We start from the raw sequence: 23,722 nt of genomic DNA, 5'->3' as shown, positions 1-23,722 counted from the left end.
ATTTAAAGCTAGGCTTTTAATTCTTTTTCTAATTTATCTATTGTAATAGTAGCATGCTTACGCATTAGTAGTTCTGCTTTTTCTCCGTTTCCTTCTCTAATGGCTTCTATAATTTCCATATGTTCAGGAAGTGTTTCTTCTGGAGTTCTTAATAATCCATAGGTAAAAGTCATTTGTAGGTAGTTAGCTAAGGCATCCATCTTTTGTAAAACGGTGTTATTACTTAATTCACAGATGGTATTGTGAAAATCTTGGTCTGCTTTGCGATAGCTTTCATTATTTATATCACTATTATTTAAGTAGGGTTTAAAAAAGGACGCCAGCTTATCCGCTATTTTTTCATGGTCTACGTTTTTGGCAAGCTTTCTGGCGGCCAATCCTTCTAATACTTCTCTACATTCAAAAGCGTCAATCTTGTCTTTTAAGTTATGTTCTTTTACGAAGTAGCCTTTTCTTGGTATGGATTCAATCAAAAACTCACTTTCTAACATTTGGAGGGCCTTATGCAGTGGCATACGACTTATCCCCAGTTCTGCAGCTATTTTTTCCTGAACCAGTTTTTGCCCCTTAGCTAGGTTACCTTTTAGGATTCTTTTTTTTAATTCATGGTATGCTAGCTTACTTAGGTCGGAGTGTTTTATCATGGATACTGTATTTTGTATACAAAAGTATTGGAAAATTACTAGATTTGTTAGGATTGGTAATTTAAAGAGTTTACTAGTTTGGTATAGCTCTTTATTAAGTTATAGTATATGAGTTACTTATGTCCTTTTTAAGTCCATTTACTTTATAAATTTCAACCTGAAGAGAACAACAAAAACTTTTTTTTAAATGAGAAAATTTCAACCGCTCAGTCGTATTTTCGGCACCTTGGGCTTTATTTTTTTAGTGGGGTGTGTAAAACCTCAAACAGAAAGCTGGCAATGGAGAACTTTATCTGTCAATGGAGAACCAGTGGCTCGTCACGAAGCAGGCTTAGTAGCTCATGAATCTAAAATATACCTTTTAGGAGGTAGAAGGATAAATGAAACTTCAGTATTTGACCCAGCTACCAATTCTTGGGAATCTAAATCGGAAACGCCCATTGAATTACATCATTTTCAGCCAGTAAGTTTTGGTGGTGCTATTTATATAGTGGGTGCTATGACTGGACAATGGCCAAACGAAAAGCCCTTATATAGGGTAGTGATTTATCATCCAGAGAAAGACAAATATGAATTTGGACACACTATTCCTGAAGATAGAAGAAGGGGTGGGGCAGGAGCTGTGGTTTATAAAAATAAAATTTATGTGGTAGGTGGAATTACTAATGGACACATGGATGGCTCAAAAGCTTGGTTAGATGCTTATGACCCTAAAACAGGAGAATGGGAGGTTTTGGAAGATGCTCCTAGTGCTAGAGACCATTTTCAGGCCGTGGCCGTTAATGATAAATTATACGCATTTGGTGGTAGAAATAGCTCTAGAAGAACTGGAGAAGATATGTCGAGAACTATTCAGCATGGAAATATTTATGATTTTATAAAGGACAAATGGCAGCCGGTGACTAGTAATTTGGCCCTACCTACTCAGAGGGCAGGGAGTTTTACTTTTGCTCATGATAATTTGGTGCTAATAGGTGGTGGAGAGCAAGCAGGAATGGACTTTGCTCAAAATGAGGTGGAAGCTTTCAATACCGAGACTGAAACGTGGGAGGAATGGCCATCATTTAATAGGGGAAGGCACGGAACGGGTTTCGCAGTAGTTGGAGATTACGTTTACATCGCTTCAGGCTGTGGGAAACCAGGAGGAGAGCCCGAGTTGAAATCGGTGGAGCGTTTATTGTTACCAAAAAAATCCTCCATAATATCTGCCAAAGGCGTCATAAAGACCCCGGTTTATACCAAGTTTAATACAGTGACCTTGGCTTTTGAGGGACCTCAAACTTCTGAAAGTGCTGCGGATAATCCATTTTTGAATTACAGATTATTAGTAGAATTTAAGCACAATGAAGGCAATCAAATCATTAGAGGTTTTTACGCAGCCGATGGAAACGCCGCAGAAACCAGTGAAGATGCAGGGGCTATTTGGAATGTAAGGTTTACGCCAGATAAAATTGGTGATTGGACTTATAGGGCTAGCTTAGAAAAAGGTGAAAACATAGCTTTAAGTAATGATGAGAATACAGGTGCTGCTGTTTCCATCACTAATTCTGAAGGTAAGTTTATTGTAGTTCCTTCTGATAAAGACGAAGCAGATTTTAGAGCAAAAGGTCGTTTAGTGGCAAGTGAAGGATTCTTCAAATTTAGTGATACCAATAAATATTGGATGAAAATGGGAACCAATAGTCCAGAGAACCTTTTGGCTTATGAAGGTTTTGATGGTACTTTCAGAATTTCGGCGGAAGAAAGTGAAGGGGAGGCTACCGCTTCAGATGAATTGCATAAATATGAGAACCACGAAAAGGACTGGAAATTAGGAGACCCAAATTGGCAAAACGGAAAAGGCAAATCCATCATTGGTGCCATGAATTACTTGGCATCAAAAGGAATGAACACGGTGTATTTTTTAAGCATGAACATTCTAGGAGATGGAAAAGATGTGTGGCCTTATACCAGCGAAAAAGACTTTACAAGGTTTGACGTGAGTAAGCTAGAACAATGGCAAGTTTTATTTGACCACATGCAGTCAAAAGGTCTTCTTCTTCATGTTGTGGTTCAAGAAACGGAGAATGAAACCATGCTAGATGGTGGAGATACCGGGCCAATGAGAAAACTTTACTTTAATGAATTAATTGCAAGGTTTGGTCATAACTTAGGTCTTGTATGGAATTTAGGCGAAGAAAATGGACCCGCGAGCTGGTCGCCAGATGGGCAAAACGACATTCAAAGGAAAGCAATGGCAAAGTATCTTAAAGAGAATGACCCATATAATCACCCTGTATTATTGCACACACACTCTGAAGACCCTTTAAGGTCTGATATTTTAGAAGATATAGTGGGGTATAAATATGTGGATGGATTATCTCTTCAGCAGGCTGAACGTACCGAAACGGCAGAGGTAATAGAACATTGGAAAAAGGAGGCAAAAGAAATGAATCATGAATGGCTAATTACCATGGATGAGATAGGTAAATGGCATACAGGTGCTGTTATGGATGAAGAAAATCCAGGTCATGATTCACTTCGTCATTACGTACTTTGGGGCTCATTAATGTCAGGAGCTGCCGGTGTAGAGTGGTATTTTGGTGCAAAGCATCCTCATAACGACTTGACTTCCGAAGATTGGAGAAAAAGAGACCAACTTTGGGAGCTTTCTAATCATGCTAGAGTCTTTTTTGAAAACTATATTCCTTATTGGGATATGACACCAGCACATCATTTGATAAATCAAGAAGAGGCGTATTGCTTTGTGAAACCAAGCGAATTTTATGCAGTTTATCTTCCTAAAAAAGGGGAGGCTAAAATTGACCTAACAGGAGCTATCGGGAATTTCACTATGCAATGGTATGACCCTTTGAAGGGAGGAGAACTTCAAAACGGTAGTTTGAAGAACATAAAAGGTGGTTCTGTTCAAAGTTTAGGTAATTCGCCTAATAATAAGGAACAAGACTGGGTAGTGCTGATAAAGAAGTAGGATTACAAATTATTCATTTAAAATGAGGCGATTGACTTTAATCATTCGTCTCATTTTTTTGTTTTTAATATGTCTCAAAAGCTAACGTCAAGTATGCTAATATCAGGATAGCAAACCTAGCTCCTTAGAGTTAGGAGTTTAATCAATTTAAAAGGCGGGGATAAAAGGGTATAAGACACCTATTTGAGCTGTCTGTGTTTAATTTCTCCTTTTCTAAAACTTTTTGGTGTAGTCCCTGCATTTTTCTTGAACCATTTATTACAGTTACTTTGATTTGAAAAAGAAAGTTGATTCGATATTTCTTTCATACTGTGGCTGGTATTAACAAGTAATTCCTTGGCAAGTTTTAGTTTCAAATCATTGTAATAACATAGAATTCCTTTGCCATAAAAGGCTTTAAAATCTACGCACATTTTTGTTTTAGATATTCCAAACTCCTCTGCTAAACTTTTTAAAGATGGAGGGTTGGAGGTTAAATTTTGGGTGAGCTTCTTTTCTATTTGAATTAGTTTTTTGAAGTCTTTATCATCAAGTGCTGAGGTCGTTGTTTTTGGTGAATCTTTTAAAAATTTTATCACAAAGAAGTAATCTCCGAGCATTTTTAAAAAGTCTCCAAATTTTTCAAATTTATTGCCATGCAATTGGTCATGGAATAGATTAAGGGTTTCAAATAGTTTATCAAAGCTTAATACTTTATTGAGAGCAATTATTTCAGATGATTTACCTTTTTTATATAAAGGCTCATGAAAGTTCAGCCTCGTATTGTTAGGTAACATTTCATCTAGTGCATTTTGATTCAAAAACAATAAGTGAAATGTGCAGGCTTCGTTTTCCTTTATTATAAAACTTGGCATGTCACTAAACTGTGATAAGAGATGACATGAAATGGTTGTGTTGTCTTTCTCAAAGCTAGGAATTGCGGTGGTGTCACTAGTAAAGCTCTCCTGAGTATTTATGTTTAGAAATTTAACGGCTTTAGGAGAGCCTTTATGGAATAATAATAATTTATAATTTTTTGCAGATTCTGTTTGACAAAAGTTGAACTTAATAGGTTGGTTTAGCTTAATGTTAAATTGTAAATAATTTATGTTTTGGTCAATTATTTTAAATGAATAACTGCCAGAACCAAGTTTTTCGCTTAAGTCAAATTTATTTATGGTTGGGGAGAGTTCATGATATTGTAAAATATTCTCCCAGAATGTAAAAGGATCTTTTACATTGAAATTAAATTGAATCATAAGGATTTTATAGTTTCATGGTGCTTTAAAGAAACATATTTAACCTGTTTCTTTATATTCTAAATCAATCGAAAATAATTAAATAATCAAAGGTGAGCCAATCTAAGAGCTTATTTGATAGACGAAAAAAGGTAATGATTATTGTCTTCTACGTATATACACGTAGTGTAAGGTAGTTTACCGCTATACGTAACTTATCCTTCCGTTCATTTAAGTATTCCATTTGTTCGAATTTTGCCATCTTACATTCGACAGGTATATAAATTGTTTCAAGCGTTTTTATAAAAAACTTACAAATGCTATGAGACAAAACATCAAATTTATTTTCTTTATTCTATTTCTTTTTCCCTCCTTTTTATATGCTCAAACTCCAGAAAATAATGGTACCTGTACCGACCCAATAGTAGGAGCAGGAGTTTTCATAAATGAAGCTAGAAGTGCTGGAATTAATCTTCTCGGGGGAGTTTCTTCTTCAGGAAGCTCTATAGACGGAGACTTAAGCAATTATACTGAAATGCAAACCGGAGTAGCATTGCTTGGAGGAGGTACTTCATTGTCTATTAAAGATTCCGTTTATCTCTACCCTTCTGGCTATAAAGCAGGTTTTGTGGTACAAACAGCGGGAGGCATTCTTAGTGCCGATGTTTTATCTAATCTTACCATTAATCTTTACAAAGATGACGTTTTAGTCCAGACTGGAACTACTGGTAGTGGATTAGTTTCATTGGGTTTACTGAGTGGTTCATCAGGACTTCAAAAAATTGGTATCACATCCACTTCTGATTTTGATGAAATTCAGATTTTTGTTGATGGTACTTTGTCATTATTGACTAACCTGCGTGTATATTATGCATTTGAAGAGCCTACTAGTTGCCCAGATAACTGTATTGAAGCTGTAACAGCTGCTTCTGGAGCAAGTATTGTTAATACTCGTACAGGAATAAGCGGTATTTGTGTATTATGTTCTGTAAGTGATAGGGCAAATGTGGTAAATAATGATACTACTCTTTTTGGCACCATTAGTCAGACGGTTGGGGTGCTATCTAGTGGTTCTATTTCGGTAAGTGCCGGCTCCATCAAGCCAGCGGGAACAGAAGTGGGATTTGCCATTTCACCTTCTTCGGGAATTTTGGATATTGGTGCTCTTGAGAATATTTCAATATCTACCTATGAGGGAGGAGCATTTAAACAATCATTTTTAGCTAATAACTCTCTGGTTAAGGCGAGTGTTTTGGGCAACTCTTCCATACAAACCTTATCATTTAAAACAACACAAAGTTTTGATGAAATTAGGCTTACTGTAAGTGCGGTGCTGAGTGTATTGTCTGATGTGAGAGTTTATTATGCTTATACAGCTATTGATACCGATGGAGATGGTGTTTATGACTGTTTAGACAAATGTACAGGAAATGATTTAAGAGATAACGATGGAGACGGAATTCCAGATGACTGTGATCTAGATGATGACAATGACTTGATTTCCGATATTGATGAAAATACAAAATATTTCACAGATCCTTTTGATGGAGATACAGATGATGATGGTCTTTCAGACTATGTAGAAATTTTTGGAAATTCTCCTTTAGTATCTCCTACAGACCCTCTTTTAACAGATACTGATAATGATGGAATACAAGACGGTACTGAGGTTGGTCTTACTTTAGCAAATAAATATACCAATGTGTCTGTTTTTATACCAGATAGTGACCCAAGCACTACCACAAACCCACTAGAGCCTGATACAGATAATGATGGATATACGGACGGTGCTGAAGATAAAAACTTTAATGGCCAGGTAGACGCATTAGAGAGTGACCCTAATAATCCATGTGACCCTGTGGCTTGTAGTATAGATTTGAATCTTATGAAGTTAGTAAATAGGCAAGTGGCTGCTATTGGTGACACGCTAGTGTATTCGCTCACTTTGGTGAATGAAGCTTCGGGTATTGCTGCTACAGGAGTTGCGGTTTTAGATCAACTACCCGCTCAAACACAATATGTTGAACATGTTTCTTTTGCAGGAACTACTTTTGACCCAATAAGTGGGATTTGGGATATTGGAAATGTGATGACATCAGTAGATACTGTTACCTTAAGTATTTCAGTAAAAGTTATTGGCTCTGGTGTTATCTCTAATTCAGCTGAAGTAATAGCCGCGGACCAAACAGATGTAGACTCTACCCCAGCGAATGGCAATCTGAATGAAGATGACCATGGTTTGGTTTGTTCTAGTGTACCTTATGAAATTTGTGGAGGTGATTCTTTAACCTTAAGTGTGGCAGCGGGGTATACCTCGTACCAATGGAATCTTAATGGTTCTCCTATTTCTGGTGAAACGGGTAATACGCTTGTGGTTTCATCGCAGGGTTCTTACACGGTCGACATTGACAATGAGTCTGGTTGTGCTACTGGGCTTTGCTGTCCTTTTATCGTAATTGGTGGAGTAGCTACTGAGGTTACAATTGCCGGAACGGATAGTCTATGCTCTGGAAGCTCTATAAACCTTACTGCAAGCACTAGTACGGGAACTATAACAAGTTATTTATGGACACTACCAAACGGTTCATATTTGTCAACTAATGGAGTGAGTATTAATTCTGCCACTGTGTCAAATAGCGGTCAATATATTTTGCAGGCTACCTTCGAAGGCGGCTGTATTGCTATTGACACTTTCAATGTTGTGGTTAATCAAAGCCTGGCGGCACCAAACATAGTAACGCTATGTGATAATAATGGAACAGACGATAATGGGGCAGATGATAAATTTAGTTTCAATATTACACCTACAGGAGCTTTGGGGCATACCTATTCAATTACCGGGAATGGTTTAAATGTAACAGGGCTGAATGTAGGACAACCGAGTGGCGAAACTGGAAGCTTTGATATTTCTAGTGGTTCATTTAGTGTAACTCTAACTGATGAAATGAATAATTGTAGTACAGATATTGTGGTATCGCCACCTTTCAATTGCTCTAGTTGTAAAGCGGCCTTATGTATTCCAATAACTATTGTAAAAACGAAGTAATATCAAAAAAAGGCCGTTTCACTTAATAGTGGACGGCCTTTTTATGTGTTCTGGCTTATTCAGGACTAGACATAAACCCTATAATCAACTCTGGTCACGAAACAACTATGTTTCCATTTAAGGATGGTATAGCGGCTTTAGTTATACGGGACGGAAATGAACACAATACAATTCAATATGCTCCAGATGGCGTTAATTTTAAAATTGCTGCTATTTCTGAGTTTCTACCTACAGCAGCTGGTCCATATATTCCTGATGCGTTTACAAATACCAAAAATGGGCAAGGGATCACATGGGGTATTTCGCACCTGACTAATGTCACCACTTGGGAAAATAATCATTCTATACTTTTAAAGTTTGACTGCGATTTAAGTCAAAAACTTGATGATCCAGAAATGAAAAGAGCCCACAACTATTTTAAACCCGAATTTTATTACAAAATGGGGTTAAGCAAGAAGCAGAAAGAACGAATTGAAAAAGAAAACAATAGTTTAGAATAAAATATCAAAGCCTGATTCAAAAAAAAATGAGAATCAAAACCTGAATTATCTTAATCCTATTTCTAGTAAATATGATTGTTTCCTTAGCTAAAGGTTCTGCAAACTTAGATAAAAAGATAAAGTTGGTTCAGATTTTAGGAATAAACACAAAGGTGAAATGGAAGCAAACAGCCGAAGGTTTGATTATCTCAAAACTAGCTAATTTGCCGCTTTCGCATGCTACTACTATTAAGGTAGAATTTAAGAAGTAATAAATAAAAACGAGGGGTTTTTCTAAAGAATAGAAAGTGCATTTAATCTTGAGACGCTTTTTAGTCCATTTCTGGATTTTGCAAGACTATTCCTTGCTCTCTAGCTTTCATGTATTCTGCTTTTGAGGGTCTTGGACGCAATCGGTATTTTGTTGGTAATCCCGTTTCTCTAAAGAAATCATCTTGCGTTCTTTCCGGTGGTAAAAAGTCATTGGTGCTTTCTCTGATAAAGTTAAGTTTTGTTCTCATCTCCTCTAAGACTGAACTGTACTTAGCATTAATAGCCAAATTATGAAGTTCGTTTGGGTCGGCAACAATATCATAGAGTTCTTCCTCTTGTCTCGGTGCATTAAAGCACCAAAGTTGGGCTTCAGTTAAGTTACCCTTTTTCTTTTCTGCAATCATACTTTGCCAACTTAAGTCACGAACTATATCAGCAGATGGTGTATTCGGCAAATCTGGGTAATAGTTTTTGATGTATTTAAACTCCTTTGTACGTATTGCTCGCGTGTAATCTTCAAAATCATGGAAATGGTCTTCGGCATATATTTCTTTACGTATTTCTTTCTTCTCCGCAGACAAAGTAGGAAGGAAGTCTACCCCATCAAATTCTGCTAAAGGTTCTAAGCCAGCTACCCGCATGAAAGTAGGTGCTAAGTCAATAGAGCTTATCAAATTATTATTAATTGACCCTTTCTTAATTTGGGCAGGCCATTTAATTATCCATGGTGTTTTTATACCCCCATCGTACAAAGTGGTTTTATCTCTAGGGAAAGCTCTTCCATTATCAGAGATAAAAACAATCATGGTGTTTTCTGATACACCTTGAGCCTCAAGTTCAGCAACCACCTTTCCTATGTAGTTGTCCATTCTGGTTATTTCTTCATAATAAAGGGCAAAATCCTTTTTTACACTATCAGTTTCAGGAATGTATGGTGGAATTCGTACTTCATCGAGATTATAGGGCTTATCGCTTATGCCTTCATAGAATGGTCTATGGGCATCAAAAGAGGCTAACCAAGTAAAGAAAGGCTTATCCTTTGGTCTTTCTTGAAGAAGTTTTATCCAATTATCACATCCACTTCCGTCCCCTTCAAGTTTCCTATCAAGACCCAAAGGTGCATCTAGCCATTGCATTTCATGTAGTACATCAAAATCATCAATAACGGCATCGCCCATATGGTACTTTCCTGCAAGACCAGTCCAGTAGCCCGCATTTTTGAGTTCTTGTACAAATGTCCTTTTGTCTTCAGGTAATGGCCAAGATAATTGCTCTGCATCTGTATTATGTGGATATAGACCTGAGATGATACTCGTGCGACTCGGGCTACATGAGCTGGTGGTAAGAAAGGCTTCCGTAAAGAGCATCCCATCGGCGGCAAGTTTATCTAAATTTGGTGTTCTCACAGATGGGTGGCCATAAGGACTAATGTCATTCCAGCTAACGTCATCCGCAATAATAAGTACAATATTAGGCTGAGCCTGATGTTGAGATTCTTTACACGAAATTATCTGAAGAGAAAGGAATAAAAGAAGAAGAAATCTATACATTTTCAGGTAGCATTAGTTTTACTTAAAAATAAGGGCTATTCATGGAGCATGAAAGGAAATGCACTAGACAAGAACTGATAAGATTGTTTTTCAAGTTTGTTTATTCATTTTAAATCTTGTTTTTGCCTGTGGGAACAAAGACTGTTTTATGAGCCTATTTTTTTTACCCTTTGACTTAGAACGCATTTCGGAAAATTCAATAGAAAAGCCTAGATATTAAAGCTAAAAACATTTTTGTTCCTTAGAACCCAGTAATGTAAGTCCCTGAATATTATCTTCACCGACATTATTTTTTTAGAAAAAAACTCTTTTATATGAAAAAGCAATCCTTGCTGAAAGTCACCGTATTGTCCTTGCTAAATTTTGCATTATTTTCATGCTCGCCACAAGCAGAAAAAGCGGATACAAATGAGGATTTAAGCAAAGGTGAAACTTTAGCCAAAAACTATTGTGCAGGATGTCATTCATATGTTAATCCCGAATTATTACCTAAGGCTTATTGGAATAGCGTGCTATCTAAAATGTCTATGCATTTTGGAGTAAATGACGGAAGTACACCAAATCAGCTAAATACAAAAGAGGCTTTGGTTAGGCTTGACAGTGCTGGCGTTTTTCCTAAAAACCCAACATTAACTAAAGAAGAATGGAAAGCAATAAAAGACTTCATTTTAAAAAAAGCACAAGAAACTATTCCACAAGGCCCACGCCCTCCCATAAATTTTGAATTAGCGAGATTTAAGCTTAAACCTGTTTCCTTAGATAATAATCAGCAAATTCCAAGCCTTGTAAAAGTCTTAGGGAAAAATAGAATAGGTCTCGGACTGAGTTCATCGGCCGAAAATCACTCTTATAGTATTACAGATTTAGATGGAAAAAGCAAGGCGACCATAGCCCTTCCCTCTCCTGTTACAGCACTTCTTCAGTATGGAGCAAAACTTTATTTGACTTTAATGGGTCCATTTGCTGCTGATGATAATCCGCAGGGTAAAATTATTTCTATTGCTACTCAAGATGGTTTACAAATAAATAACTCCTTAGAAATCCTATTAAATAATAGAGAGCGGCCTATACATACCAATATTGCTGATTTTGACAAAGATGGAAAAAATGACCTCTTGGTAACAGAATTTGGAAAATACCTGGGAGGTCTGAATTTATATCTACAAAATAGTCACAAAGGCTATACTAAAAAAACATTATACAACGGCCCAGGAGCCATATCCACCATAATAAAGGATGTAAACCACGACGGGCTGCCCGATATCTATGCATTGATTTCTCAAGAGAAAGAAGGTATCAATTTGTATATAAACAAAGGACACGGAGATTTTGAAGAAAAGGTACTTTTGACTTTCCCCCCGTACTACGGCTCCACTCATTTTGAGGTGATTGACTTTGACCAAGACGGCAAAGATGATATCATTTATTCAAATGGTGACAGTGGAGATTTTGGTATGCCAGCCAAACCATTTCATGGCATTCGTTTTTATAAAAACTACGCCGATTTTTCATTTAAAGAAGAATGGTTTTATCCGCAGCAGGGCACTTACAAAGCTATTGTGAAAGACTTTGACCAAGATGGCGATTTAGACATAGCATCTATCGGATTTTTTGCCATTGCAACTTTGCCCGATGAGAGTTTTCTTTATCTAGAAAACCAAGGAAACATAAAAGGTAAACACAATTTTAAAACGTATTCCTTTTCTGAAGCCAGAAACAACAGTTACATGGTGATGGATGCCGGCGATATCGATAACGACGGCGACATTGATTTGGTTTTGGGCTCTTCGATGACTTTACTGACGAATTCAGAAAAAAAGAGGCAGTTTGAAAAATGGAAAAAAGAAGGCGGCATGATTATGATTTTAGAGAATACCTTAAAGTAACCTTTCTTAAAACATCCGCCTTATTTCTGATACTGCTTAGCAGTTTTAACTGTAAAAATCTAAGGATTTGTAGACCACAAGGCGGCACTTTTTAGCATGGCACGTCTTGGAAGTTTTAAGCCTGCCACAATTAATTCTGCAAAATCTTCTGGCTGAAGCACATTTTCCTCTGAGCCTTCTTTTACAAAACCTAATTCAACTGTCATTTCTGATTCTATGGTGCTTGGTGTTAATGTAATTACCCTAATATTATTTTTACGCACTTCTTTCATCAAAGATTCAGACATGCCAATAACAGCAAATTTTGATGCCGAATAAGCAGATACGTTTGAATTTCCCGTTAAACCTGCGGTAGAAGACACGTTAATGATATCGCCTTCATTCTTACTTAATAGGTATGGTAAAACTTCTTTGGTAACGTAATACATCCCCATTACGTTGGTTTGGATAATTTGACTCCATTCGCTCACTTTCATGTCATTGAAAGAGCCCAAAGCTGCAATTCCGGCATTATTAACCAAAATATCAACAGTGCCTAATGTGTCAATAATGCTTTTTATACCGCTTTTGACTTCTTCATAATTGCTCACATCAAATACCGAATAAATGGCTTTTACACCGTAGGTCTCTAATTCACCAACGGTTTCTTTCAAGACAGCCTCGTTTCTACCTGTTATAGCTACATCTATTCCTTCTTTGGCAAAAGCTATTGCAGTGGCTTTTCCTAATCCTCTTCCACCACCAGTTATGATGGCTTTTTTATTTTTTATATTTTCCATTTTGAATATGTTAATGTCTAAAAATTAGTCTCAATCCAGACACCTGGAATAATAGCATTTTTGATTAATCCAGAACCTCCTGGTTTAATGTCATATTGAACTGCAGGCTGAACTACAAAGTGCTTAGCTATTTGAAAACGATAACCCATCTCCAATACTATTTCTGAAGTTAACTCTTGTTCTTGTAAGTTGGCCCACTCTTCACTAAAAGTACCTACAGTAGCAAAGAATAGTAGCCTATCGTCTGCTCTTTTTTTGGAGAAACCTTTCCAATTTAGTCCAAAGCTACTTTGAAAAGGCACTTTCGCAATCTCACCATGGTTCGAATATGCCATCGTAAGAAAAGAACTTAAACCTTCTTTTAATTCTACGTCCAGATGCCCATAATAACGCGTAAAATGGTTCGAACTATTATCAGAATCAAAGGTATCAAAAGAGCCAAATGCTTGATGTGTTCCTAGATAAACTCTGGCATTACGACCTGCAATTTCCCCAAGCCAGTCGTATTGAAAAAATACGGATAAATCATCTGAACTCCTGAAAGCAAAGTCTAGCCCATGGTGCGAAATGTCAAACACGCGTTCGCCTAATTGATAAGCCGCTAATTGGAATTGGTGCTTAGCCGTCGGCTTGTATTTTAACCTTGTCCCCCAAGTGGGGAAGGGAAAAGTGGTCATCAATCCGTCTAATAAAAGGGCTCTTATGACACCATTTACGGTATTGTTGAGCGAATAATAGTATAGCGTGGACATAGTGAAGTCATCACTTGTAGTAGTTCGTCCTGCCTTTAAAGAGAGCTGTTTGCCAAAGTCTTTCTCAATACTTAAATCATATAAAAAAGTGCTTTGTCCACCAACCAAGGTCAATGGCTCAAAAACAGAACCCACGGAATTGGAAAGTCCACTGCCATGACGATTAATCATCGAAAGCTTTGCACGTGTTCCTTTCCAGCCCCATATTTTTTCAAAATCAAAATTGATTCCGGCGTAAAGTTGACCCGAGTAACTTCCTTTTTGCTCAAGTCCTCCCGAGACATTTGCCGCTGCAATAGCAGCAAATGAAAAGAATGGCACTATACCTTCATTTAACCATTTGCTTTGGTTTAATTCATCGGTCGTAGGTTTTGCACTTTCTTCCACAATCAAAGTAGCTGAAGTAGTCAGCATACTAGAGTCTATACCCTGGTTAATTTTCATGGCAAGGGTGGAGGTTTGAGATTCCTGAGATTGACCCATCAACGTTGACGAAGAAAAGACAAGGACGAGTAAAATTATTTTTTTCATTTTACGTCAAATTGAGGCAATAGATTTCCTGGCGATATCATTATTCGCTATTCAGTGCTTCAAAGTATTAGCACGATTTTCTCTTATTCTTGATTTTGTTGAGATTGTTTGACTTGTTTAAGTCATCACATGAATTTTTACTTTTCTGTCCAATAATCCATTACCAATACATCGGCTATAATTGGCCCTATTTTACCAACTAAGCGTATATGAGCTTCATGGAATAAGTAAATTTCTCTGCCGTGGTCGTCTTTAAATGTTAGATTAAAAACATGTGTCAAACCTTTACTAGCACCTTCTTTACTGTCATTAACGCCCCATTCGATATGCTCTATCTCTGGAATTTCATTTTTAAGATTTAAGAAAGCTTGAACAGCCTCGTTTACCTGTTCTTCAGTAGCACCTTCCTTGTATTTAAGGTTTACGATATGCCTTAAGACTTTGCCCTTTCTATCTATTTTAGGTAAAATCCTATAGGTCGCCACCTTCCTAAGGTCGAATCTATTGGAGCCTGCGATAAGGAAATTGCTATCACCAATTTTATGCGACCTCAAACCATAATAAATAGAAAAACCTGTTTCTAGGTAATTGATAGGACTTAGTATACCATTGACATCTAATTTAACAAGCTGAATACTCGCATCGTCTCTAGTACCTACTGCCAATACGGCTTCATTATCTTTTACAGACACAATTTCTATTCTAGTTTGCCCTTGTAGTTTAGTGTTTTCATCATCTTTCAAAACGTAATGTGGCACAAGTGCCCCTTTCTTGTCAATTTTAAAAACACTCACACCATCACCATGGTAAACAAAGTCTGGATTTTTGATAAAACCACTGCTTTTATCGTAATATTTATGATGTCTGTGGCCTACTATGATATAATAATTCTCTCCTAATTTCACTCCTGTTACGGGGTAGGCTCCTGTTAAATATCTATCTGTAGTATTGTCACCAATATTGTTGATGTTTTTAAATGTTCCGTTGTCTTTTACTTCAAAGCTACTTACGCCATTGTCTTGAAAGCCACCAGTGTATAAATATGTCTTTCCATTAATTTTATGTGTAAACATTCCAATAATTCCATCTGTAAAGATTTTGTCGTCGTCTTTCATAGACTGCACATGCGTCAGTTTTCCGTCATTCTCTATTTTGAAACTGCTTAAGCCTGGAGTTTCTTCCAAACCACCTATAAAAAGATAGGATGCTGCATCCATATGAACCACTTGTAATGTAATGGCAATACCCAGATGAGTTTCATCGGTATCCATAGTTAGGTACATGCGGTCAAGGGAACCATCTTCTAAAATCTTAAAAGTTTCAATGGCATTGCCATGTTTGTTTGCTACAAATAAAAAGTCGGTACCATTGATATTATCTGCAACCATTCCTCTTGCTGGTCCTTCTTCCTTATAGAGCTCTTGGGTACTTACAGGTGTTAATTTGCCTTCACTATCCATAGAAAAAACATCAACCCCTTTAAAACCTCCTACGTAAACATAGTGAGCACCGCCTTTTTCATAACTCGTTATAGTTACAGTGTTGTTAGCACTTATGCTCTTAAAGTCTTGCATGTAAGGCATTAGCTCATCTGTGGATTGCGAAAAGCTAAATTGAGACAAAAGCAATAAACTGAGTAGAATAGAAAATTTTATATTATTCATAAATCTAGTTTTTTAATGTTTTGTAGATTATTTATTAATTGAATCTGCCCCTGCTGAAGCAATTTCATGGTCTTGTTCGATAGTTCCACCACTCACGCCAATGGCCCCAATAATTTTTCCGTTTTCATTTTTTATAGGAACTCCGCCGGGAAAGGTCATGAGACCACCATTTGAAAGTTCAATGTTATAAATAATACCTCCTGGTTGGCTAAGTTTTCCCAAATCACCAGAATTGATATCAAAGTAACGTGAGGTTTTTGCTTTTTTGATGGCTACGTCAATACTTCCTAAAAAGGAATCATCCATTCGGATAAATGCCTTCAGGTTAGCTCCTGCATCCACTACCGCAATATTGACTAATACACCTGTCTGTTCAGCTTTTTCTTTTGCTGCTAGTAAAACTTTTAAAGCTTTCTCGTGTGAAATGTCCGTTGGTGCTTGTGCAAAAACGACACTAGTATTTAAAAGTATTAATATAAGTAAGTAGGCAATGTTTTTAGGTCTTGTTGTTTTGTTTTTCATCTCTGATTTACATTTTTAATTCTGCAAATATCTTCAAGGGAGATGACAAAAAAGTTGAACTTGTTCAACCGGGGATAATTAATTCAGCGATTTTTTAATCTTGCTCAAAAATTCGTGGGTTATTCCTAAGTAGCTAGCTATATGTTTATCAGTAAGTTTTAAGGCAATATGCGGGTAAGTCTCTACGAAAATCTGGTATCGTTCTTTGGCTGTTTGACAATGGTTACTTACTAAGCGGCGTTGCCATGCCACCAATGCTTTTTGAAACATTACTCTAAATAGCTTTTCTACGGAGGGGATTGTTTGGTAAAGTGAAAGTTTATCAGTCCTGTTGATAATTAGTACCTTACTGTCTTCCAAAGCTTGAATATTAAGATTGGAGGGAGTTTGATTCGTAAAACTATCAATATCCATTAACCACCAGTCACTTGCCGCAAAATATAAGGTATTTTCATTTCCTTTATCGTCGATAGTGAACACCCTAAAACAACCTTCAACCACAAAGCCTTCAAACTTGGATACATTGCCTTGTCTCAATAAAAAGTCTTTTTTCTTAATGATGCGAGGCTTAAAATAGCTTGTGAAACGGTTGATGTCTTCCTCTGACATCTCCACAAGATTGTTGATATTTTGTTTTAATAAATTATAGGGCATTGATTTTTTATTGGTTTACCTAATTCCTGAAACTGCAACTCTTCCACTTGCTAAAGTTTTTCCAGTGTTTTTAGATTGAAATTATCGTTTTCATTTCGTTTTTCTATTTCAAAAAAGTTTTCGTCTGATATAGGAATCTGATTATCTTTTAGCTTTGTCAATAATTCAGCGAAGACTTCTTTATCTATTTGACGAAGTATTAAGGCTACCAGCTTTTGATTTTGAAAGGTATTGTCAAGGCTTATTTCATTAATAAGAAATTCGCTGAGCTCAGAATGGTGTTTAACCTTTTCAAGCTTTTTAAGAATAGCCTTTTGCGTGAAATAATCTAGTTCTTGGTAATTGTTGATTATATAATTCTGAACCGACTTGGACTCAAAAAGTGTTTCAGGAATCTTTTCAAAGGCATTCTTACTGAAGTAGCCTTTACTCTCTGCCATTAAGCCTAAAATGGCGTCAATATTTTCGCTATAAGAGGCTTCATCTAAACGGTTAATAAGGAAATAATTATTTGTCTGGCTTTTTTGGCCTATCATCTTGGAAACAAGGTTTTTGTCTAAATCAGCACTTGTATGAGCTTTTATAGAGTCTACTACGGCACCATTTGCTACATGCCAGAGCGTATAACAAGTATAAAGTGCTCCTTCTATTACCTCTTTTTTTACGGTTTCTTTAGTGGCTCCAGAGTAGCCGTCTAATTTGGGCTTGTCAGATTTGACTACTAATTCTTCGGCAGGTATTTTGACAAAGTTCAAATCTTGATTTCTTAGAATACTTTGAAGCCTTTGATAGTCTTTTGGTGAAAAAGGAATATGGTCAAGTTTGGTCAAAGGCTCGCCAGAAAGAATTTCAAAGTCAATGAATTCACCAATCAAGTTCCAGTTGAAAATAAGATTGACGTCATAGCAAACTCTATCTTCACACACAGGAGCTATTATATTGGCTCTGTATGTGTCTAGTAGCCCTTGTTTGTCTTTTAAAGCAGTAACTTTAAAACTGCCTCCATTTTCCATGTTAACCTCAAGATCGCCTTTTTCTTGATGGTCAAATCTCAAAAAAGAAGAGCAAAAGAGGCATAAGATAATAGAGTAGAACAGTTTCATCTATCCTGAGTTTCCATTAATGTTCCACCTCTATTATAGTCTTGTGTATTAGGAATATTTGGGTTCCCTACACCTTTTATCATAAGGGCTTCTAATTGGTCAAAATGCTTTTGGTACAAACCTCTTGGATTAGTATTTTCTTTGGTACATACAGAAGCTGCCATGCCAAGAACCTCTCCCATCATTCCGCCTGTTCGCATTAACCTTACGGTACCTAATGCCACATGTGATACGCTTATGTCTCTGCCAGCCATCATCAGATTATTTATATTTTTAGAATACAAGCATCTGAAAGGAATAGGGTAGGGGTAAATTTTGGTATGTATCGCAATAGACTTAAACGCAGCCCCAGGGAATAATTTCGAGTTTTCAGGGTCTGGATAATGTAAATCAATGGTCCATGAGGTAGGTGCTGTGCCGTCAGGATATACGCGGCGTTCTGTCAAATCTTGCTCTATCAATACATAATCACCTTTTAGCCTTGCAGATTCTCGCTTACCAGCTATATAGGCTACCCAGCGGATGCTTTCATTTTTAAACTTCTCTTTATTTACAGACTTGTTTTTAAGGTAAGACCAGTTAGAATAAACGGCTAGCATACCGTAATCTCTAATTTGCTCAAAGTCTAGCGTCATATCTAAACCCATACCTGTTTCCCATTCCCAGTCTCCTTTAGTAATTTCCTCAGATTTCGCTTCGTCCCACTCCATGCCCCATTTTATATCAGGGAATGTCACAGGCTCATCTTTCTTTTCAGAAAACCACTGTACAGATGCACCCATTGTAAGATTATCACCTACTTCAGGTGCGGTAGGTTCATTATAAACAGATTTAGCCTCTCTACCAGTCATAAATTCTGCACCTGCTAAAAGTCCTATGGTACCATCACCGGTACAGTCGGCAAAGAGCGGTGCTTTGAAAATTACTTTTTCACCCGTTTCAATGTTCGTCGCAAATACTTTTTTGATAGTACCATTTTCGGTTTCTACTTTGTTCGCATGATGATTTAAGAAAAGAGAAATATTAGGTTCGTTTAAAACGGCATTTAGTTTTTTGTCGTCTTCATAATAGTTTTTTGGTTGGGCGTTCCCGCCTTCATCCGGCCCTATTTCATTGACTAGGTTTCCTAGGGCTGGATAAGGTTCTAGGTTTATACGTCCGCCTAAATGTACACGCACCTCCGAACTATTGTTCCCTCCAAGCAAAGGCCTATTTTGAATGAGAGCCACTTTTACACCATTTCTAGCAGCAGATATAGCGGCACAAGTACCAGCCATACCACCTCCTATGATCACAAAATCAAATTCACCAGCATCTCTAGGATTATCATCAAATCCGAAATAATCATTCCTAAACTGACTTAATTCTTTGACGTCTTCAATGGGTTTGAAGTCAGGGTCATTCGTGAAAATAATGGCATCGCAGCGGCCATTAAAGCCAGTTAAGTCTTTAAGAGAAAGAGTGATTTCTTTATTCGAAATAGCTATTTCACCTCCGTCTGTCCAAGCCCATTCTGCATGGTCTTTCCCATAGATTTTAGGTAAAGGTATACCGTCAATGGCCAATTGAAACTGCCCTGCGGCTTCGGCCTGTGACCATTGAGAAGACCAATTTAGGGTACGAACATAGACACGATATTTCCCTTTTTTAGGGAATGTTACTTTGGTAGAAGCATCTTTTACAGGAATGCCCATGCCATGTGCCATAAGAAAGGAAGACCCCATGACATCCATAAATTGTTGGTCAATCACCCATCCGCCTTTGTTCTCAAAACTTTCGGTTTCTATAAATACGGTGGTGTTTTTTTGTCCATAGGTATTGACCTGACTAAAGAGAAGAAGGAATACTAGTTTTTTCATTTTGGGTTGAATCTTAATGGCATGTAAGAAGCTGACCTCTACATTTTGTTTTGAATTTATTTCTTCTTGTATGCATATCCTAAAACAACTCTCAAAATATAGTCGTCGCAGGTGACGTATAGTGTTTTTTCGTCGTCAGATAAAACACAATTTGAGGTCTTTTTACCAGTATAGATAGTACCTAAATGTTTTCCCGATGGGTCAATGAGCAACACGCCATCTGGCCCAGCTAGAAATATCATACCTTCTTTATTTATGTCTAAGCCGTCTGGTTGTTGCTTGCTTCGGCTCTCTTCTACTAAGGTTTTAGCATCAAAAAACAAGCTCCCTTTCATTGGGAAGGTTTCTTTTTTTAAGTCGTAAACCATAAACTGTGAATTGGCCGAATTGGCCACATAAAGTTTACTTTCATTAGGCGAGAGCCCAAGGCCGTTAGGTCTACTTAAGTTTTCAACTAAAAGGTCTACCGTTCCGTCCAGATTTAACCTATATACTCCATAAAAGTCTAGGTCTGGTTTAATGTTCGGGTCCATGCCATAAGGAGGGTCTGTAAAATAGATGTTTCCCTTTTTGTCGACTATTACATCGTTGGGGCTATTAAGACGCTTTCCTTGGTAATTATCTACCAGAGTCTGAAAAACCGGAATAGGATAAGCATAAGAACTAATCAAACGGGCAATCTCTCTGTCGCCATCTCTACAGATAAGTAATTGACCATCATTGTCTACCGCAAGGCCATTACTGCCTGAGCCTTTTTTTGTGCCTGTATAGCCAGATTTCTCTAAGAACAATTCTATGCCCTTGCTTTCTGTCCATTTATAAATGACGTTTCTTGGCACATCAGAAAACAACAGTGCTTGCTCTTTTTCTACCCATACTGGCCCTTCTATCCAAGTGAAGCCTTCACCCAAAACTTCAATTTTAGTGTGTGCAGGAACCGTTTTATAAAAACTAGGGTCAAAAACTTTAAGCTCACCAAAAGTTCGATAAGCTCTTAAAGAATCTAAAATCTTGCTATACTTCTTTTTTATTTTAAGCTTATCCCCCGAAAGCTTAACAAGTTTATTTTGCTCTAGTTCATCATTCTTTATGTCGTAAAAGCGGTCGTCGTCGTACAGTTTATACCGCTTTCCCTTTACAAATCTGGAAGGCATGATGCTTTCTTTGTCCCAGCCTGGTCTTGGGTTGTGGTCTATTAAAACCCAATCTCTACGATTAAAATCTTCTTTTTTATTCAAGATTTCTGGCCAAAAACTACTGCCGTCCGTATAGAAACCTTTGGGTGTATTTCGGCCAATTACATCAAAAATGGTTGGAATAAAATCACTAGGAGCAACCATTTGGTCAGACTTCTGAGCGTTAATTTTCCCTGGCCAACTTAAGATTAAGGGTGCTCTAGTGCCATTGTCAATCATTTCACCTTTGGCTCCTTGCACGGCCTTTGCTCCTTTCATAGAAACAATACTTTGATGGGTACCATTGTCTGTATAAAAAATAAGTAATGTATTATCCCTAACACCTAAGTCTTCTAGCTGTTTAATGATTTTACCTACGAGCTTGTCGGCGTATTCCACCATGTCTCCAAAGTTTGCTTTGTCTACCAAAAGCCTTTGGCTGGCATCGTCCCAAGTTTTACTATCTGGCGTGATATTAAACGGAGGATGTGTAAGAGCCATTGGGTAATACACAAAAAAGGGTTGTTTTACATTTTTGGCTATAAAGTCATTAATGAAATCTACGAAAACATCTGGACCGTATTTGTTATGCGTATCTTTTAAAAAATCACCATCACTGTAAATCATTGGGTCAGCAAAACGACTCCCTTTGTCTTCCGTATGAGCAGTGTGATACATGGCATATTCATCAAAACCGGCATTTTCTAGAGTCATGCCTTTTCCTCTTCGTAGGTCTGAGCCGGGAAAGCCAGGAGGGTCATAACTTTGGAGTTGCCATTTTCCTACCATGCAGGTTTTATAGCCTTGTTCCTGCATTAAATGGCCTATCGTTTTTTCATTGGGGTCTAAAATTCCGAATGCCTTCCAGTTTCTGAAATTATATTTCCCCGTCATTAAGCTCACACGTGTAGGAGTGCATAATGGATAAGCGTAAGCATGGTCAAAAAGAGCCCCCTCTGAAGCTATTTTGTCTAAAACGGGAGTTTTATAAGATGTACCGCCATAAGCACCAAGTGCTTCTCTACCTAAATCATCGGCCATAATTAAGATAATGTTTGGCATTTTGTCTACGGTGGGCTCTTGGGCAAACGAAGAGATGCTAAACAAGTAGATTATAAAGAGACCACAGAGGATGAGTGGCTTATTTTTAACTCTAAGTTTTATTTTTTGCATAGGGAGTTTTTTCTTTCAAATAGTTTTAGGTATCTAAGGATAAATAATTAGAACAAAAGGCATTATCTCAATTGTAAATGAGGTGACGCTATTTGTATCAATTTCTAAGTTTGGCGTTTTCTTTTTTTACTCTATCTAATTGCTTTTTACTTAGGCTTTGCCTGTAGAATACATCTGGTTTATGATTTACACGGTGCTCTTTCATTTCTTCATCATGTAAGTCTTGACTTAAATCGCAATCAAACCTTACTAGCACCGAGTGGGTTTTCCCTCGACCACCTTGATTTATAAAATGGGCTAAGCCCCAAGTAATACCACGGCCATCTTTTGTATCTGTAAATGCATCGGGAATATAAGGTGCAGCAGCGTATGGCATAAGTTCTGTAATGGCGGCAATATTAAAATTTACGCCATCTTCGGCATATTGAACAGTGTTATGTTCGTTTCCATCTTTATATACTAGTGCTGCTATTCCTTCTTTGAAAGGGAATAAGGATGTTTCATGTCCTGAACTTATTACAGGGTTTAAGGGATGTTTGGTAAAAGGTCCTAAAGGATTATCTGCCGTAGCGAGGCCCTGCATTCTGACCCAGTTAGGGTTTTTATCAAAATCAGATTTATAATAAAGGTATATTTTACCATTGTGCACTAATGGGTAAGGGTCATGGATAGAAAAATGGTCCCATTCGTTTTCCGCACCGTTTGGTACTACTATTTTATGATATGGAGTCCATGGTCCATCGGGAGAGTCGGCATAAGAAACGGCCACAGGGCAGTCATCTCCTCGTTTTCCGCTGGCTTCCATAAATCCTTGGTAGTATAAATAGTACTTTCCTTCCCAGACTAAAATGTCAGGTGTGGTGACCGAACGCCAGCCTACTAGAGGTTTCTCGGGTCTTTTGATAGCAACTCCTTCTTCTTTCCATGTAAAACCATCTGTAGAACTAGCATACCAAATTTCTGCTAAATCCCAATCAGAAGAAGGAATAACATCGCTTGATTTTTGGGCACCCTGTGGAGGTGTGGAAGTTTCTCGGTGAGTGTACCAAACATAATACTTACCATTGGCAAAAATCACCTTTGACGGGTCTCTTCTGGTAATAGTCCCGTCGGCATTGTTATAGTCAAAACCTTTTACCTCCGTGTACTTGAATTGGCTGAAAACCTCGTTGTTTTCCGGTTTTGGGGCAGCGTAGTTGGTATAAATGCGTTCTACGGCTGCACTCATCTCTCTGTCTGGTTTGTCTTTAGGTAGTATGTAAGGAAAACCGTCTTGACTAAAAGTACTATTGACATTGAAAGTCGTTAATACACTTCCAAGAATTAAGATGAGTGCTGTTCTTTTCATGTTGTTCAATTATTTGAGCTTTGCTTATAGTGTTGTACTTTATTTAGAAGTGATGGAATTAGGTCTCTCTTTTAAATTTGATTTTTGGAAACAAGA

The 23,722-nt window shown here is 37.4% G+C and carries 17 protein-coding genes; 5 read left to right on the top strand and 12 right to left on the bottom strand.

The features are described from left to right. Positions 1 to 8: 8 nt before the first annotated feature. Positions 9 to 644: a GntR family transcriptional regulator gene (locus tag AADJ06_RS18130; protein WP_341227908.1), complete on the bottom strand. Its 636-nt coding sequence runs from the start codon at positions 642 to 644 to the stop codon at positions 9 to 11. A 187-nt stretch (positions 645 to 831) separates the two neighbouring features. Here AADJ06_RS18130 and AADJ06_RS18125 point away from each other — a divergent pair, with 187 nt between their 5' ends. Then, positions 832 to 3,615, top strand: coding sequence for a DUF5060 domain-containing protein (locus AADJ06_RS18125; protein ID WP_341227907.1), 2,784 nt, complete (start codon positions 832 to 834; stop codon positions 3,613 to 3,615). Between the two features lie 179 nt (positions 3,616 to 3,794). Here the strand turns inward: AADJ06_RS18125 and AADJ06_RS18120 are convergent, their stop codons facing one another. Further along, positions 3,795 to 4,853: a helix-turn-helix domain-containing protein gene (locus AADJ06_RS18120; protein WP_341227906.1), complete on the bottom strand. Its 1,059-nt coding sequence runs from the start codon at positions 4,851 to 4,853 to the stop codon at positions 3,795 to 3,797. Positions 4,854 to 5,154: 301 nt separating this feature from the next. Between AADJ06_RS18120 and AADJ06_RS18115 the strand changes: the two genes are divergently transcribed. The 3 genes from AADJ06_RS18115 to AADJ06_RS18105 all read left to right on the top strand — a co-directional run bounded on the left by AADJ06_RS18115 (position 5,155) and on the right by AADJ06_RS18105 (position 8,629). Next, positions 5,155 to 7,878, top strand: a complete 2,724-nt coding sequence (locus AADJ06_RS18115; protein WP_341227905.1) for a hypothetical protein — start codon at positions 5,155 to 5,157, stop codon at positions 7,876 to 7,878. Positions 7,879 to 7,985: 107 nt separating this feature from the next. Further along, the gene (locus tag AADJ06_RS18110) at positions 7,986 to 8,378 is read left to right on the top strand and encodes a hypothetical protein (RefSeq protein WP_341227904.1); all 393 of its coding nucleotides are present in this window, start codon (positions 7,986 to 7,988) and stop codon (positions 8,376 to 8,378) included. A 71-nt stretch (positions 8,379 to 8,449) separates the two neighbouring features. Then, a complete protein-coding gene (locus tag AADJ06_RS18105) occupies positions 8,450 to 8,629 on the top strand; it encodes a hypothetical protein (protein WP_341227903.1) in 180 nt (59 codons plus the stop codon). Between the two features lie 60 nt (positions 8,630 to 8,689). Here AADJ06_RS18105 and AADJ06_RS18100 read toward each other — a convergent pair whose 3' ends face one another. Further along, positions 8,690 to 10,180, bottom strand: a complete 1,491-nt coding sequence (locus AADJ06_RS18100; RefSeq protein WP_341227902.1) for a sulfatase — start codon at positions 10,178 to 10,180, stop codon at positions 8,690 to 8,692. A gap of 314 nt (positions 10,181 to 10,494) precedes the next feature. Between AADJ06_RS18100 and AADJ06_RS18095 the strand changes: the two genes are divergently transcribed. Beyond that, positions 10,495 to 12,066, top strand: a complete 1,572-nt coding sequence (locus tag AADJ06_RS18095) for an FG-GAP-like repeat-containing protein (RefSeq protein ID WP_341227901.1) — start codon at positions 10,495 to 10,497, stop codon at positions 12,064 to 12,066. Positions 12,067 to 12,125: 59 nt separating this feature from the next. On the opposite strand, the gene AADJ06_RS18090 is transcribed toward AADJ06_RS18095, so the two are convergent. From AADJ06_RS18090 to AADJ06_RS18050, 9 genes are all read right to left on the bottom strand, one after another. After that, positions 12,126 to 12,845, bottom strand: coding sequence for a 3-ketoacyl-ACP reductase (locus AADJ06_RS18090; RefSeq protein ID WP_341227900.1), 720 nt, complete (start codon positions 12,843 to 12,845; stop codon positions 12,126 to 12,128). A 17-nt stretch (positions 12,846 to 12,862) separates the two neighbouring features. Then, complete coding sequence (locus AADJ06_RS18085) at positions 12,863 to 14,128, bottom strand: carbohydrate porin (RefSeq protein ID WP_341227899.1); 1,266 nt, start codon at positions 14,126 to 14,128, stop codon at positions 12,863 to 12,865. Between the two features lie 137 nt (positions 14,129 to 14,265). After that, on the bottom strand, positions 14,266 to 15,792 hold the full coding sequence (locus tag AADJ06_RS18080) for a Dabb family protein (protein WP_341227898.1): 1,527 nt from the start codon (positions 15,790 to 15,792) through the stop codon (positions 14,266 to 14,268). A 27-nt stretch (positions 15,793 to 15,819) separates the two neighbouring features. Further along, entirely contained in the window at positions 15,820 to 16,314 is a 495-nt protein-coding gene (locus AADJ06_RS18075; RefSeq protein WP_341227897.1) for a heme-binding protein, read from the bottom strand. A gap of 78 nt (positions 16,315 to 16,392) precedes the next feature. Next, entirely contained in the window at positions 16,393 to 16,968 is a 576-nt protein-coding gene (locus AADJ06_RS18070) for a Crp/Fnr family transcriptional regulator (protein ID WP_341227896.1), read from the bottom strand. Positions 16,969 to 17,018: 50 nt separating this feature from the next. Next, positions 17,019 to 18,071 carry a hypothetical protein gene (locus tag AADJ06_RS18065; RefSeq protein ID WP_341227895.1) on the bottom strand — a complete coding sequence of 351 codons (1,053 nt, stop codon included), beginning with the start codon at positions 18,069 to 18,071 and terminating at the stop codon, positions 17,019 to 17,021. Beyond that, positions 18,068 to 19,930, bottom strand: a complete 1,863-nt coding sequence (locus tag AADJ06_RS18060) for an FAD-dependent oxidoreductase (RefSeq protein ID WP_341227894.1) — start codon at positions 19,928 to 19,930, stop codon at positions 18,068 to 18,070. The genes AADJ06_RS18065 and AADJ06_RS18060 overlap by 4 nt, the downstream gene beginning before the upstream one ends. 56 nt (positions 19,931 to 19,986) lie before the next feature. After that, positions 19,987 to 22,278: a sulfatase-like hydrolase/transferase gene (locus AADJ06_RS18055; RefSeq protein ID WP_341227893.1), complete on the bottom strand. Its 2,292-nt coding sequence runs from the start codon at positions 22,276 to 22,278 to the stop codon at positions 19,987 to 19,989. Between the two features lie 97 nt (positions 22,279 to 22,375). Next, the gene (locus AADJ06_RS18050) at positions 22,376 to 23,626 is read right to left on the bottom strand and encodes a family 43 glycosylhydrolase (RefSeq protein ID WP_341227892.1); all 1,251 of its coding nucleotides are present in this window, start codon (positions 23,624 to 23,626) and stop codon (positions 22,376 to 22,378) included. Positions 23,627 to 23,722 lie beyond the last annotated feature (96 nt).

This window comes from uncultured Arcticibacterium sp., from assembly GCF_964021845.1.
Classification (GTDB): Bacteria; Bacteroidota; Bacteroidia; order Cytophagales; family Spirosomataceae; genus Arcticibacterium.
Note: the sequence above shows the minus strand (reverse complement) of the source record. Positions and strands in the feature narration are given on the sequence as shown.

Coding starts and splice junctions, on each gene's coding strand:
- AADJ06_RS18130 (WP_341227908.1), bottom strand. CDS start 644: ATGATAAAACACTCCGACCTAAGTAAGCTAGCATACCATGAATTAAAA.
- AADJ06_RS18125 (WP_341227907.1), top strand. CDS start 832: ATGAGAAAATTTCAACCGCTCAGTCGTATTTTCGGCACCTTGGGCTTT.
- AADJ06_RS18120 (WP_341227906.1), bottom strand. CDS start 4,853: ATGATTCAATTTAATTTCAATGTAAAAGATCCTTTTACATTCTGGGAG.
- AADJ06_RS18115 (WP_341227905.1), top strand. CDS start 5,155: ATGAGACAAAACATCAAATTTATTTTCTTTATTCTATTTCTTTTTCCC.
- AADJ06_RS18110 (WP_341227904.1), top strand. CDS start 7,986: ATGTTTCCATTTAAGGATGGTATAGCGGCTTTAGTTATACGGGACGGA.
- AADJ06_RS18105 (WP_341227903.1), top strand. CDS start 8,450: ATGATTGTTTCCTTAGCTAAAGGTTCTGCAAACTTAGATAAAAAGATA.
- AADJ06_RS18100 (WP_341227902.1), bottom strand. CDS start 10,180: ATGTATAGATTTCTTCTTCTTTTATTCCTTTCTCTTCAGATAATTTCG.
- AADJ06_RS18095 (WP_341227901.1), top strand. CDS start 10,495: ATGAAAAAGCAATCCTTGCTGAAAGTCACCGTATTGTCCTTGCTAAAT.
- AADJ06_RS18090 (WP_341227900.1), bottom strand. CDS start 12,845: ATGGAAAATATAAAAAATAAAAAAGCCATCATAACTGGTGGTGGAAGA.
- AADJ06_RS18085 (WP_341227899.1), bottom strand. CDS start 14,128: ATGAAAAAAATAATTTTACTCGTCCTTGTCTTTTCTTCGTCAACGTTG.
- AADJ06_RS18080 (WP_341227898.1), bottom strand. CDS start 15,792: ATGAATAATATAAAATTTTCTATTCTACTCAGTTTATTGCTTTTGTCT.
- AADJ06_RS18075 (WP_341227897.1), bottom strand. CDS start 16,314: ATGAAAAACAAAACAACAAGACCTAAAAACATTGCCTACTTACTTATA.
- AADJ06_RS18070 (WP_341227896.1), bottom strand. CDS start 16,968: ATGCCCTATAATTTATTAAAACAAAATATCAACAATCTTGTGGAGATG.
- AADJ06_RS18065 (WP_341227895.1), bottom strand. CDS start 18,071: ATGAAACTGTTCTACTCTATTATCTTATGCCTCTTTTGCTCTTCTTTT.
- AADJ06_RS18060 (WP_341227894.1), bottom strand. CDS start 19,930: ATGAAAAAACTAGTATTCCTTCTTCTCTTTAGTCAGGTCAATACCTAT.
- AADJ06_RS18055 (WP_341227893.1), bottom strand. CDS start 22,278: ATGCAAAAAATAAAACTTAGAGTTAAAAATAAGCCACTCATCCTCTGT.
- AADJ06_RS18050 (WP_341227892.1), bottom strand. CDS start 23,626: ATGAAAAGAACAGCACTCATCTTAATTCTTGGAAGTGTATTAACGACT.